Raw genomic sequence first — 13,056 nt, forward strand, 5'->3', positions numbered from 1 at the left:
AAAACCAAATCCCGCAACACCAAACACAATCCGCCCGCCAGAACCATACAAGCCAAGCCAAAGCGTCACGGAGCCAGGCAAACCGGGCCACCGCACAAAAGACAGACCTTTCGCCGAAGATAATCCAGCCGGCAAAGCAATCGCGTCCGCCGTGTAAGCCGTCAACACTGCCATCTCGACCTGAACCGGCGGGTGGGTTTGTCCCACCGCCGGCATAGGTGGTTCAACTCTTGATCTCGATCCGCTTTGCCTGCGCTTGCGCTTTCGCGGTCTTCGGCAATGTAACCGTCAGGACGCCGTTCCTGAAGCGCGCTTCGACATTGTCTTGCTCTACCTCGACGCCGAGCGGAATGCGGCGCTCGAAACGGCCGTAATAGCGCTCGGAGAACTGGCGCTCCTTGTCCTCGGTCTCGGACCGCTTTTCGCCCTTCAGAGTCAGCACGTCGTCATCGAGCAGGACCTCGATGTCTTTTTCCTCCATGCCGGGCACTTCGGCCGTGACACGGACCTCCTTTCCAGTGTCGGAGATCTCGACGCTTGGCCAGCGTCCGCCGTCCGCGGCAACGGAAGACAAGGACGGCAGACCGGAGCCGAAACCGCGGAAAACATCGTCGAAAAGACGGTTCACCTCGCGGTGCAACGACATGAACGGATCACGTTCGCCATCGCGCAAAAGGCTGGGCACCTGGCCTCGTTCCCGGCCAAAAGGAATGAGATCACGTACGCTCATTGTCTTTCTCCTCTTTGCTTGCGTCTCCACCCACCGGACGACCGGCGTCCGGGGGTGGAAGCCTTGACCCGAATTGCCTCACGCGGCCTGTTTTTCCACTTGCACGGGCTTTGCCGCGGATTTTTCCTTGGCTCTGGCCATGCTGGTGCCGATCTCGATCTTGCGCGGTTTCATCTCTTCGGGAATCTCACGCTGGAGATCGACGCTCAGGAGACCGTTGACGAGGCCGGCGCCGGTCACCTTCACATGGTCGGCAAGTTCGAAGCGTCGCTCAAACGGTCGTCCGGCGATGCCGCGATGCAGGTATTCGCCATTGTCCTCTCCGGCACGCTCGCCGGCGATGACGAGCATGTTGGGCTCATGCACGATGCTCAATTCGTCTTGACTGAAGCCGGCCACCGCCATGGTGATGCGGTAGGCGTCGTCACCGGTCCTGGAGATGTCGTAGGGCGGCCAGTTGTCGACGTTCGCCGTGCGGCTGGCATTCTCCAGCAGGTCGAAAATACGGTCGAAGCCTATGCTCGACCGATAGAGTGGTGAAAAGTCGAAAGCGGTTCTCATAGCCACATCCTCCTTCGCTGAGCAACATGGGTACGAGGAGTGCCAAGGATGCGGCACTCCTTGACCTGCCAGCCCTTCCGGCGCCGGCGGAATCGATCTGGGAACTGACGGGCGTGGCGTCAAGAGGCCTGATCGAACGTCTCGTCGAAATTCCGGCGGCCCTTGACGCGGCCTGAACGGCTGACCATCTTGATCACGGATGGACGGTCGCCGGTGACGCCATCCGATTGCTTACTCGCAAAAAGACGTCAAAAGACGGAGGAGGTGATGAACGATATTCGGTTTCCTCAGCCGATTACCCTCGAATTATCGGATGCCCCACGCAAGGTCGCCAGCAGCTTCGAGGCTCTGGAATGCCTGGATCAACAATGGCCGAAATGGGCGCGCGGACCAAGCTGGCGCGCCGCAGGTCGTGCATGCCGTGATGCGCTGGATGGCTGGCGCAGCGGGCGTGCTGCCTACAAGGCTTTCTTGAAGGCGGCCAAGCGAGCCGGTCTGACGAGGGGCCGCTCCGCTTCGCCCCAGCAATTCCGTTCCGCGACGATGTCAAGGGCGGCCCGGCCGATGGCTGTCAGAGCAGGATGACATGAATTCCACCACTCATCCTGCTGGGAAGCTCTGACTTTAGGTATGCTCAATCGGGCCTTTGAGCGCGCCGCGTTGCAGGCGACGCGCTTCAGGTTTTTTTGATCCGCTCAATGCGCTCCGCTCAATGGATGACAACGATGCGTCAACGGCGCGCCATTCCGACGGTGTGATTAGACGATGATGTGCGACGCGCACGGAATGCAGCGCGCCGTCCAGTTCGCTTTCCCAATAGCCAAGGAAGCCCTTCAGCTCCGGGAAATCGGGAGCGAGGTCGTATTCCTGCCAGACATAGAGCTGCAGCAGGTTGGGGTAGTCAGGCATACGATAGTGAATCTCGGCCGTGGTCAGGCCGTAGCCATCCATCTGCAGGCGGAATTCTCTGCTGACCGCAGTCACCATATGTTTCTCCTTTCGCTTACGACCTATGCATTCATCCTGGCGAAGTCGTGCCGGAATTCGTCCGGCGTGGACCGCGGCGCCGACACGTCGATGTCGAGCTTGCACAAGGCCTCCATGATACGGTCGAAGGAAACCGGCCGCGCGACTCCCGGCGGCAGGCGCAGTTCCGGCATCGACTCCACCGCGCAGGCATCCGAGGCCCAAGACGACAGGATCGCCCGCTTTTCCCAGAGGTCGAGCGCGTCGTTTTCCAATACCTCGTCAGGATGTTTGAAGTGCCTCGCCGGCGAAAGCAGCCGGTCAAGCGAGGTGTCGGGCGTATCAGTCAGGGAAGGCATGATCGGCGAAAATTTCTGTCGGTCCATCGATTGTCCTCCGTCTGCAAAAACTCCTCGATAGCATCCAGTTTCCGGCTGTGCTTCGGCAGCGCCGGCCAGGATAATCTTGTTGGCTCTTTGCCAAAATTCAAGCGGTGAAATCGTCGACATGGCGAGAATTCCTGCATGATAACAACGCGTTGTCACTCTCATGCGACGAGTGCCAAAATTTTTGCGCGAACCTCTTGAAACCGGAAAATTCCAAAACTAGCTCGATATGCGCGCGCGATGCCTGAACAAGGGTCGCGGCACCTCGTGCCGGGCCGATATTGCCGGTCCGGCGCGGAGGAACCTCAAAAACTGTTTGTCCTTGAAGGAGAACGACATGACGTTCCGCCCATTGCACGACCGTATCCTGGTCCGCCGCATTGAAGCCGAGGAAAAGACGGCTGGCGGCATTATCATTCCCGACACAGCCAAGGAAAAGCCGCAGGAAGGCGAGGTGATCGCCGCCGGCCCCGGCGCCCGCAACGAAGCCGGGCAGCTACAGCCGCTCGACGTCAAGGTGGGTGACCGCATTCTGTTCGGCAAATGGTCCGGCACCGAGATCAAGCTCGGCGGCCAAGACCTGATCATCATGAAGGAAAGCGATGTGATGGGCGTGATCGAGCAGACCGCGACCGTGAAGAAGGCCGCCTGACGGCTTCTTGCCAAGTTACCAGTCAACGAAAGCTGCCTAATTGAAGGAGTGATCCAATGGCTGCCAAGGAAGTGAAATTCCATACCGAAGCCCGCGAGAAGATGCTGCGCGGCGTCGACATTCTGGCCAATGCGGTGAAGGTGACGCTCGGTCCCAAAGGCCGCAACGTCGTTATCGACAAATCCTTCGGCGCGCCGCGCATCACCAAGGATGGTGTGACGGTGGCCAAGGAGATCGAACTGGAAGACAAGTTCGAGAACATGGGCGCGCAGATGGTGCGCGAAGTCGCTTCGAAAACCAACGACATCGCCGGCGACGGCACCACGACCGCGACTGTTCTTGCCCAAGCCATCGTCAAGGAAGGCGCCAAGGCCGTGGCATCGGGCATGAACCCGATGGATTTGAAACGCGGCATTGACAAGGCCGTTGAAGCGGTCGTCGCCGAACTGAAGGCCAACGCCCGCAAGGTGACGAAAAACGATGAGATCGCCCAGGTCGGCACGATCTCGGCTAATGGCGATCCCGAGATCGGCCGGTTCCTCGCCGAGGCGATGGAGAAGGTCGGCAATGAAGGTGTCATCACGGTGGAGGAGGCCAAGACCGCCGAGACCGAACTGGAGGTGGTCGAAGGCATGCAGTTCGACCGCGGCTATCTCAGCCCGTACTTCATCACCAACCAGGACAAGATGCGCGTCGAGCTCGAAGAGCCCTATGTGCTGATCCACGAGAAGAAACTGTCCAACCTGCAAGCCATGCTCCCCGTCCTCGAGGCAGTCGTGCAGTCGGGCAAGCCGCTGCTGATCATCGCCGAGGACGTCGAGGGCGAGGCGCTCGCCACGCTGGTCGTGAACAAATTGCGCGGCGGCCTGAAGGTTGCGGCCGTCAAGGCGCCTGGCTTCGGCGATCGCCGCAAGGCGATGCTGGAGGATATCGCCATCCTCACCGGCGGCACGGCGATCAGCGAGGATCTCGGCATCAAGCTCGAAAATGTCACGCTGCAGATGCTGGGCCGCGCCAAGAAAGTGGTGATCGAAAAAGAAAACACCACCATCGTCGACGGCGTTGGCCGCAAGGAAGAGATCCAGGGCCGCATCGCCCAGATCAAAGCGCAGATCGAGGAGACCACCTCCGACTACGACCGCGAGAAACTGCAGGAGCGGCTGGCGAAGCTCGCCGGTGGTGTGGCCGTCATCCGTGTCGGCGGTTCGACGGAAGTCGAGGTGAAGGAGCGCAAGGACCGTGTCGACGACGCGCTGCATGCGACCCGTGCGGCGGTCGAGGAAGGCGTACTCCCCGGCGGCGGCGTCGCGCTGCTCCGGGCTGCCAAGGCGCTCGATGCCTTGCCGATGGACAATGCCGACCAGAGGACCGGTGTCGAGATCGTGCGGCGTGCGATCGAGACCCCGGTGCGCCAGATCGCGGAGAACGCCGGCGCCGAGGGCTCGATCATCGTCGGCAAGCTGCGTGAGAAGAGCGAGTTCGGCTGGGGCTGGAACGCCCAGACCAACGAGTTCGGCGATCTCTACGGCCAAGGCGTCATCGATCCGGCAAAAGTCGTGCGCACCGCGCTTCAGGATGCCGCTTCCGTTGCTGGCCTGCTGGTCACCACAGAGGCGATGGTGGCCGAGAAGCCAAAGAAGGAGGCCGCGACCCCTGCCATGCCCGCCGGCGCGGGCATGGACTTCTAGGACGCTGGGAGGCCGCCCGCCCCCCCCTGGGGGGGGGGGCGCTTCCCGGGGAAAGTTTGGAGAGAGACCACTATGACCGGCATCGGTTCCGTTTCGGCGCCCACGCATCCGGCAAACGAATTTCTCGCCTACGAGGCAGAATGCAGGAGCGTGCTGGGGCCATTGTTGATGCGCGTTCTCGACATGGCCGAGTCCGCAGGCTGGAGCCGCCGTACGGCGTCGTCGACGCTGATGTTCCTGGCCGCGCAGCATGTGTCGGCAGCCTCGGAAGGCTCCGGCGGCTCAACCAGGGATGGAGGACGCGATCATCGGAGCACCACAGCGAACGATGGACCGATGTCCGGTTGGGAAGAGGACCGACATGATCGTGGGCCAATTGCGTGAATGCCTGAAAACGTTGAGGTGGAAAGCGGCAGACCTCGTCGACGAGCTTGGTTGCCCGCAAAGCCAGGTCGCCGCCTGGCTCGATGGGCGGGCGCTTCCGCCGCTTTCCGTCCTTGCCTGGCTCGAGGCGCTCGCCAAGGCGCATAGGGCGCTACCGGCGCCCGGCCGGGGCTCGCCAGTGCTCAAGCCCAGCCCGGTCGAGCCAGCCGAGATCAGGCTCGCGGCTGCCGGAAATCCGACGACACCGGCGCATCCGCCCTATCCGCGCCGACCTGTCTTCGCGCACCAGGCTGCCCGACATGCTTCGGTTCGTTTGCCGTCGAATGGAGGTTTAAATCATGGCACAGATGCGCTTTGAAGAACCCGTGACGATCTTGGTCGGAATGGGGCTTCCGGTGACGATCGAGACTGCGATGGAAGCATATGCCGTGTTGCAGGACTGGCCCGTTGCCAGCCGGAACGGCGCCCATGCCGTCGCCCTCAACGCTTGCAAAGCCGGTATTGCCGGCGAGATCGATGCGGAAACCGTGCGGGCGACCTTGATCGCCTTCGCGCGCCGCAATGACATTCTGGTGCCGAATATGATCTCGCCTGTGAGTACCGCGCCCAGCGGCCGCACCGTGCGAACGAATTGAGGATCTGTTCGCCACCTGTCGGTGGGCGCCCCAGCGACCACGGTCGCGCCCGCAGCGCTTCACCGTCGGTTATTGACTAGGCAGGCCTGGCCAGCTCGAAAGCGAAACGGCTTTCGAGTTGGCGAGCCCGCTGCTTCTTGTCCACCAACGTTCTAAACGTCGCCCGTCATCATCGCTCGCAGCCATGCCGTAATGGCATCGAAGTCGATCGGTTTCGTCGTGTCTACGTCGAAGAGCGGGCCGCGCCGCAGCGGTTCGGCGCGCCCAGCGAGTTCGATCAGTTCAGGAATATAGGCAGCGCCGGGATGACCCGGGAGACGCTGGCCGAGCCGGGCGCCATAGCGTTCGGCCAAAACCTCGCCCGGCGCGTGGCACCAGATTTCGAAAGTCTGTTCGACACCGGCATTCCGGAGATGATCCTCAAGCAGCTCGCGCGGCTGGAAACCGAACCAGGCGTCGACAATGAATGTGGAGCCCGCTGGGGCTTCGCCGACGACTGACCAGATCGCCTGATAGCTGGCGCGGCCGAGCGTGCGGTTGAAGGCGCGGTCGCCGCCGCCGAGCGCTTCGAGAAACGGATTCTTGATCGTATCGAGCGCAAGCAACGGCCATCCCATGCAGTCGGCTAAGCCGCGCGAGACCGTGCTCTTGCCGCTGGCCGGGATGCCGTTGACCAGCACGGCGCGCCTGGCGCCGCCGGTTTGGACAAAAGACCGGCCTAAAATCGGCGCGGTCGCCGTGTCTGTTCCGGCCAGCGCCTGCAATCCCGCGCCGATCACGCCGGCCTCGTCGCCGAGCTGCGCCGGCTCGACCGGGCATTGATACCACGGCGCCAGGGCCGGCGCGCGGCCGAGCGCCTTGTGTGCCGCCCGGCCAAGACCGCCGCCGAGCAGGACGAGATCGGGGTCGAACAGGGCGACGCTGGTATCGATGGCGGCACGCAAGGGCGTTGCCCAGGCTTCCAGTATAGCGCGCGCCTGGATGTCTCCGGCGGCGTCGCGGGCAAAGAGCTGGTCGACCGAAAGATCGGGACGCAAGCCGGCCCGCGCAATATGACGGCCGAGCGCGGTGCCCGAACTGGTGGTCTCGACACAGCCGCGCCGGCCGCAGGCGCATATCTCGCCATTGACGTCGACGGTGATGTGGCCGAGCTGCCCGGCCGTTGCCCGGCCACGCAAGATCCGCCGATCTTGAGCGACGGCGCCGCCAATGCCGGTGCCGATGGTGAACATGGCGATGTCGTCGTGACCCCGGCCGGCGCCGAGCGCCATCTCGGCGACCAGTGCCATGTTGCAGTCATTGTCGATGACGACGGGCTTGCCGGCCATGTCCTCCAGGCACTGCGCCAGCGAGACGGAGGCCAGATTGACGTAGCCGCCGGACAGGACCGCGCGGCGATGCGCGTCGACGCGACCGGGAACACCGATGCCGATGGCTGAAACCTCAGATGTATCGAGCCGGCGCACCATCCCGGCGATCCGCGAGAGCACAAGCTGCGGATCTGGCGCGCTCTTTTCGGACAGGCGTTCGAGGATTTCACCGGTGCCGGAAATGCGCGCGGCCCGCAGATTGGTGCCGCCTATATCTATCCCTATGCTGAGAGGCATGACGTCCTGCACGTGCCGGTGATCCAACGCGGATATCAGGCGGCGGCCTTGCGCCGGTGATGCCCGATTACCGACTGGATCTCACGCAATCGCGGCACCGCGATGGTCTTAAGCCTTTCGCGTTGAATGTCACGATCGAGCGAGATGCAGTCCTTCCACAGCGAGCGGCCGGCGATGACGCCGGAGGCGCCGTTCTGCATGGCAATCTCGACCTGGCCTAGGAAGGTGGCGTGGTCGACGCCGGCCGAAAGCACCGCCCACGGCACCTCGCCAGCCATTCTCGTGATGTTGGCGCAGGCTTCCGCCGTTCCGGGATAGGGAAGTTTCAGAACCTTTGCCCCGCACTCCAGCGAGATCCTTGTGCCTTCCTCGACGAGCCACGGGGTCTTCGCCGCATAATCTTGGGGGCTTTCGCCTTCGAGTTGATAAGTCAGGAATTCGACGACGAGCAGCAAGTCTTCCTGCCCGAAATCGGCGATGCATTGACGCAGGATGGCGATGTTGTGCTCATTCGCTTCGGGCTTGTCGGCCCGTAGATACACCATGATCTTGCCGCCCGTGCCGCCCAGCTCGCGCACGCGGCGCGCATCGATGCCGGGGACAAGGCGCGACAGGCGATAGCCTTCAGGCGAGACGTCGAAGCCCGAGGCGTCGAGGCCGATAAGCAGCGCGGTATCGCGATTCAGCACGCCTTCCTCGACGACCCGCGGCACCGCGCAAAGCGGGTCGAGCAGCACGCAGGACGCAGCACTTGCAAGGTAGCGCGTAATGTCGGCCTTGGTGTCACCGAGCATGTCGTTGGTGATCCTGGCCTGTTCGGCCGGATCCGACGCCAGCAAGGTGCGCATGCCGCCACGCTGGTCGCAGGCGATGGCCAGCATGGCCCCGTCCTTGCCGCATATCTGCTGATAGCCGCGCAGCTCCGCGGTGGTCATCTTTGTCATGGTCTCTGTCCGATGTTGGCGCTCTCTGGCCGAGGGCGCGGATCCCGTGGAAACAAGAATGTTCAGTTTGCCCGCCTGCCGGCAGGGGAGAATTGCCGTCTTGATGCGCCGTCGATTGCCCGGAAAAGCACACCTTGCCGGCGCCTGGGCAGGAACGGCCTCAAGTTGCGAGTTCGCCGGATTTGCGCGATAACTCCCATCGGCGTATACGTGTGTAACACGTTGCTGAAAGGAATTGCAAGCTGGCTGTCCCTCCCATTCAGGACGCGACCGCATCGCGCACGATGCTGCACACGGTCGCCAAACTGCATTACGAGGCGGAGATGTCGCAGGTCGACATCGCGCGGCAACTTGGCGTCTCCACCGCGACCATTTCGCGCCTCTTGCAGCGGGCGCGGGCGGAAGGGATAGTCCGTATCGAGGTTCTCGATCTGGCGGCACCGGAAGAGATTACCGGGCAACTGATCGACAGGCTGGGCCTCCGTGACGCGGCAGTGGTCGAGACGCCGGCCGCAGGCGCACTGACGGCGCTGGCCGGTCCGCTCGGCGGTCTGCTCAAGCAGGCGCAATTGGGGGCCGGCTCCGTGATCGCCATCGGCTGGGGACGCGCTGTACGCGAGGTACTCCGCGCCGGCCTGCCTCGCATTCCGGGCGTGCTGACCGTTGCCGCCACCGGCGGCATGCAGCAGCACGCGGCGCATTTTCAGGTCAACGAATTCGTCCGCCTCGCCGCCGAGGAATTCGGCGGCACGCCGCACTTCATTCATGCGCCCTACCTGCCTTCCAGCGAATTGCGTGAGGTCTTCCTTGGTGATGCCGCCATCAGCGATGCCGTCGCGCTGTGGGATAGGACCGATGTCGCGATCGTCGGCATCGGCCTGCCGCATGCCATCAATGCACCCGAGGCGAGCGCAGCCACGCCGAGCGAGCAGGCGCTGGTCCATGCGGCTGGCGATGTCCTTCGGCATTATTTCGATGCCGAAGGCGCGCTGATCGCCTGGGAAGGAGAGGGCCGGATGATTGCCATGTCGCCGGCGCAGCTCAGCGCCGTACCGCTGGTGATCGGTGTCGCGGCGTCGCCGGAAAAGGCGACGGCCATCATCGGCGCCGCTCGCGCCCGGCTGATCAACGCCGTGATAACGGATACGAAGACGGCGCAAGCCATCCTCGCTGCCCTGCCGCCGCGATAATGCCGATCGCTCAACATGACGTCGCCGCTTACCAGTTCGCAAGAGCGATTTTACGAAATCGGTTGTGCCGCCGAGAAGTCGAGGCAATAGTTCGCCGGGACTTTGTGGAGCGGTCAGATGTTGCGTGAAGATCCGGCGCTGCTACCCGGAAAAACCGAGTTGCAATTTATTTCTGCAAAGTGTTACAAGTTTGTGGACCTTGGCGTGCGATGCATGCCGGGTGCTGTGGTTCTCTGACCTCGCGGAGGGCGAGGAAGTGACCACGGCTATCGTACCGGTCGGCTAGACCGGCTGACATATCGACTGGAGGGCGCTTGGGAGGAGCTGCCCGCGAAAGGCAAACAGGCGTTTCCGGCCGTCTTGTCCCAAGCGGATGACGGCCATTCGATGTCACTTGCAACGGCAGATCTGCCAACACAATGAGGAGGATGTCATGAAGAAGATCGTTGCCGCGCTCGCGGCTCTCGCCGTCAGCGCGACGGTGCTTATCGCGCCCGCGCAGGCTCAAGACAAGAAATACACCATCGCGCTCGTTCCGGGCCTGACCACCGACGGTTTCTACATCACCATGCGCAAGGGTGCCCAGGCCGCAGCCGACGCGCTTGGCGTGAACCTGGTCTTCCAGGGCGCTCCTGAGTTCAATCCGGTCACCCAGGTGCCGGTGCTCGACGCGGTCATCGCCAAGAAGCCGGACGCGATCCTGATCGCGCCGACCGACAAGTTCCAGTTGGTCGAGCCGCTGCGCAAGGCCAATGACGCAGGCATTCCGGTCATCACCGTGGATACGTTCATCGGCACCGGCGCCTATCAGACCGGCGCGGGTGACGCCGATTTCCCGCTGGCCTACATCGCCTCGGACAATGTGCTGGGCGGCGAGATCGCGGCGCGGGCGCTTGCCAAGGCAGTCGGCGACAAGGGCAAGGTCTATGTCTCCAACGTCAAGCCCGGCATCTCGACCACCGACCAGCGCGAGGAGGGCTTCAAGAAGGAGATGGCCAACCATCCCGGTATCACCGTTCTCGAGACCCAGTTCAATGATGACGATGCCAACAAGGCGGCCTCGCAGCTGCAGGCGGTGTTCGCGCGCAACCCCGACCTCGTCGGCGTGTTCGGCGCCAATCTGTTCTCGGCGCTGGGCGCCGCCAATGGCGTCAAGCAGGCAGGGCAGACGGGCACCGTCAAAGTGGTTGCGTTCGATGCTCCGACCAGCATCGTCGACAACATCAACACCGGTCTTGTGGATGTGGCGATCGCCCAGCATCCCGCGGAGATCGGCTATTTCGGCGTCGTCTCGGCCTATGCCCATCTGACCGGCCAGTCCATCCCGGTCACGATCGGCACCGGCTTCACGATCATGGACAAGTCCAACATCGCCGATCCGAACATCTCGAAGTATCTCTACTCCGAGTAAGTCCGGACCAGCTTGGCTCTTCCCGGTCCGCCGGGAGGAGCCCGTGCCGGTCCCCGCCAGAGGCGGGACCTGTTTGAAGCAGCCGCGCCGCGGAGTACTCATGACCTCGACATCACCAGCACAGCCAGCCGAGAAGCATGTCGCCCCCCAGGCCGACCACGGCGATCCGGCCAGGAGCTGGATCGCACGCATCGCCGAGGGGCGCGCCTGGCTGTTTCTCGCCGGCCTGATCATCTGTTTCGAAATCTGGTCGCGAAGCGCCTTCGGCGCCACTTTCGTGCTCAATCCGTTCAATCTTCAATCCATCGCGATCTTCGCAGTGGCGCCGCTGCTTTTGGCGACCGGGCAGACCTTCGTCATCATATCAGGCGGCATCGACCTGTCGCTGGGCTTCATCATGGGCCTTGCGGCGGTCATCGCCGCGCATGCCACCAACATGGCAGGCGCCGCCATTCCGTTGCCGCTGGCCATGCTGGCCGGCATCCTTGCCGCGGTGATCGTGGCCGGCGTGCCCGGCGTCATCAACGGCTTGCTCATCTCGCGGCTCAGGGTCCCGCCCTTCATCGGCACGCTCGGCATGTTCGGCGTCGCCCGCGGTGTCGCCTTCCTGCTTGCCGGCGGCACGACGGTGCCGGTACAGAACTCCTGGTTCGCACTGCTCGGCAACGGCAAGTTCTATGGCGTGCCCTATCTGGTTATGATCGCCGCTGTCTTCGTCGTCGTGATGCACTATCTGCTCAGCCAGACCCGGTTCGGCCAGCACAATTACGCCATTGGCGCCAATGTCCAGGCCGCGCGCCGCGCCGGCATCGACATCAGGGGCCACATCCTGCGGCTCTATATGCTGTCGGCAATGTGCGCCGGGCTTGGCGGCGCGCTCTATGCGGCGCGCTTCACCGCCGGTGCCGCGCAGGCCGGCGAACCGCTGCTGCTCGACAGCGTCGCGGCGGTGGTGATCGGCGGCGCCAGCCTGTTCGGCGGCTCCGGCACCATCTTCGGCACTGTCGCCGGCGCGCTGGTGATCGCGGTCATTCAGTACGGGCTGGTGTTCGTCAATGTCGAGCCGTTCTGGCAGTTCATCGCCGTTGGCGTCGTCATTATCATTTCCGTTCTCATCGACCAGGCGCAGCGCCGGTTCAGTGGAGCCCGTCAGGATGAATAGCACCGAGCCCCTCCTCGAAGTCCGGAACCTTTCCAAGCATTTCGGTGCCGTGCGGGCGCTCAATGATTTCTCCATGGCCGTGCGGCCGGGCGAAGTGGTGGCGCTTGCCGGCGACAATGGCGCCGGCAAGACGACGCTGATCAAGGCGATCTCGGGCGTGTTCCAGCCGACGGGCGGAGAAATCCTGCTCAGGGGGCAGCCGGTGGCTTTCGCCACGCCGCAGGAGGCGCGCGAAAAGGGCATCGAGACGATCTACCAGGACCTCGCGCTGGCCGATAATCTGTCGATCGGCGCCAACATCTTTCTCGGCCGCGAGCCCATGCGTAAGGCGTTCGGCTTCCTGCCGGTGCTCGACCGCAAGGCCATGGCCGAGGCCGCCAGGGAGACGATGAAGCGGCTGGACTTCCACGTCAGCCGACTGAACGCGCCGGTCAGCAATTTCTCCGGCGGCCAGCGGCAGGCCGTGGCCATCGGCCGCGCCGTCTACTGGGATGCGCAGATCCTGATCATGGATGAACCGACGGCCGCGCTCGGCGTGCCGGAGCAGCGCAAGGTGATTTCGCTCATCCACCAGCTCAAGGCGCAAGGACGCGGCGTGATCTTCATCTCACACAATCTGCAGGACATCTTCGCCGTTTCCGATCGCATCGTCGTGCTGCGGCGCGGGATCCAGGCCGGCGAGCGCAAGATCTCCGAGACCAACCATGATGAGGTCGTCAGGCTGATGGTCGGCGGCTAAG

14 protein-coding genes and 1 pseudogene are annotated in these 13,056 nt (G+C 63.3%); 9 read left to right on the plus strand and 6 right to left on the minus strand.

Annotated elements, in window-relative coordinates:
- Positions 1 to 223: 223 nt before the first annotated feature.
- Entirely contained in the window at positions 224 to 730 is a 507-nt protein-coding gene (locus tag LB533_RS15400) for an Hsp20/alpha crystallin family protein (protein ID WP_140640366.1), read from the minus strand.
- A gap of 78 nt (positions 731 to 808) precedes the next feature.
- Positions 809 to 1,291, minus strand: a complete 483-nt coding sequence (locus LB533_RS15405; protein WP_140640368.1) for an Hsp20 family protein — start codon at positions 1,289 to 1,291, stop codon at positions 809 to 811.
- A gap of 267 nt (positions 1,292 to 1,558) precedes the next feature.
- Here LB533_RS15405 and LB533_RS15410 point away from each other — a divergent pair, with 267 nt between their 5' ends.
- Entirely contained in the window at positions 1,559 to 1,876 is a 318-nt protein-coding gene (locus LB533_RS15410) for a DUF982 domain-containing protein (RefSeq protein WP_140640370.1), read from the plus strand.
- Between the two features lie 144 nt (positions 1,877 to 2,020).
- Here the strand turns inward: LB533_RS15410 and LB533_RS15415 are convergent.
- Positions 2,021 to 2,278, minus strand: a pseudogene (locus LB533_RS15415) (usg protein); the annotation flags it as partial.
- Between the two features lie 23 nt (positions 2,279 to 2,301).
- Complete coding sequence (locus LB533_RS15420; protein ID WP_140640372.1) at positions 2,302 to 2,643, minus strand: hypothetical protein; 342 nt, start codon at positions 2,641 to 2,643, stop codon at positions 2,302 to 2,304.
- A 337-nt stretch (positions 2,644 to 2,980) separates the two neighbouring features.
- Between LB533_RS15420 and LB533_RS15425 the strand changes: the two genes are divergently transcribed.
- The 4 genes from LB533_RS15425 to LB533_RS15440 all read left to right on the plus strand — a co-directional run bounded on the left by LB533_RS15425 (position 2,981) and on the right by LB533_RS15440 (position 6,002).
- Complete coding sequence (locus tag LB533_RS15425) at positions 2,981 to 3,295, plus strand: co-chaperone GroES (protein ID WP_140513826.1); 315 nt, start codon at positions 2,981 to 2,983, stop codon at positions 3,293 to 3,295.
- Between the two features lie 56 nt (positions 3,296 to 3,351).
- On the plus strand, positions 3,352 to 4,983 hold the full coding sequence (gene groL / locus LB533_RS15430) for a chaperonin GroEL (protein ID WP_140640373.1): 1,632 nt from the start codon (positions 3,352 to 3,354) through the stop codon (positions 4,981 to 4,983).
- A 72-nt stretch (positions 4,984 to 5,055) separates the two neighbouring features.
- On the plus strand, positions 5,056 to 5,367 hold the full coding sequence (locus LB533_RS15435) for a hypothetical protein (RefSeq protein ID WP_224677659.1): 312 nt from the start codon (positions 5,056 to 5,058) through the stop codon (positions 5,365 to 5,367).
- Positions 5,368 to 5,705: 338 nt separating this feature from the next.
- Positions 5,706 to 6,002 carry a DUF982 domain-containing protein gene (locus LB533_RS15440; RefSeq protein ID WP_140640375.1) on the plus strand — a complete coding sequence of 99 codons (297 nt, stop codon included), beginning with the start codon at positions 5,706 to 5,708 and terminating at the stop codon, positions 6,000 to 6,002.
- Between the two features lie 152 nt (positions 6,003 to 6,154).
- Here LB533_RS15440 and LB533_RS15445 read toward each other — a convergent pair whose 3' ends face one another.
- Entirely contained in the window at positions 6,155 to 7,609 is a 1,455-nt protein-coding gene (locus tag LB533_RS15445; protein ID WP_140640377.1) for an ROK family protein, read from the minus strand.
- 35 nt (positions 7,610 to 7,644) lie between these two features.
- Positions 7,645 to 8,553 carry a tagatose-bisphosphate aldolase gene (locus tag LB533_RS15450; RefSeq protein WP_224677660.1) on the minus strand — a complete coding sequence of 303 codons (909 nt, stop codon included), beginning with the start codon at positions 8,551 to 8,553 and terminating at the stop codon, positions 7,645 to 7,647.
- A 284-nt stretch (positions 8,554 to 8,837) separates the two neighbouring features.
- On the opposite strand from LB533_RS15450, the gene LB533_RS15455 reads away from it, so the two are divergent.
- From LB533_RS15455 to LB533_RS15470, 4 genes are all read left to right on the plus strand, one after another.
- Positions 8,838 to 9,743 (plus strand): sugar-binding transcriptional regulator, encoded by a 906-nt coding sequence (locus tag LB533_RS15455; RefSeq protein WP_224677661.1) that lies wholly within the window; start codon positions 8,838 to 8,840, stop codon positions 9,741 to 9,743.
- Between the two features lie 433 nt (positions 9,744 to 10,176).
- Positions 10,177 to 11,154 (plus strand): ABC transporter substrate-binding protein, encoded by a 978-nt coding sequence (locus LB533_RS15460; RefSeq protein WP_224677662.1) that lies wholly within the window; start codon positions 10,177 to 10,179, stop codon positions 11,152 to 11,154.
- Positions 11,155 to 11,254: 100 nt separating this feature from the next.
- Positions 11,255 to 12,316, plus strand: coding sequence for an ABC transporter permease subunit (locus tag LB533_RS15465; protein WP_224677663.1), 1,062 nt, complete (start codon positions 11,255 to 11,257; stop codon positions 12,314 to 12,316).
- Entirely contained in the window at positions 12,309 to 13,055 is a 747-nt protein-coding gene (locus tag LB533_RS15470) for an ATP-binding cassette domain-containing protein (RefSeq protein ID WP_140500435.1), read from the plus strand. Before LB533_RS15465 ends, LB533_RS15470 begins: the two co-directional genes overlap by 8 nt.
- The last annotated feature ends 1 nt before the right edge of the window (position 13,056 follow it).

The organism is Mesorhizobium sp. BR1-1-13, from assembly GCF_020165515.1.
GTDB lineage: Bacteria > Pseudomonadota > Alphaproteobacteria > Rhizobiales > Rhizobiaceae > Mesorhizobium.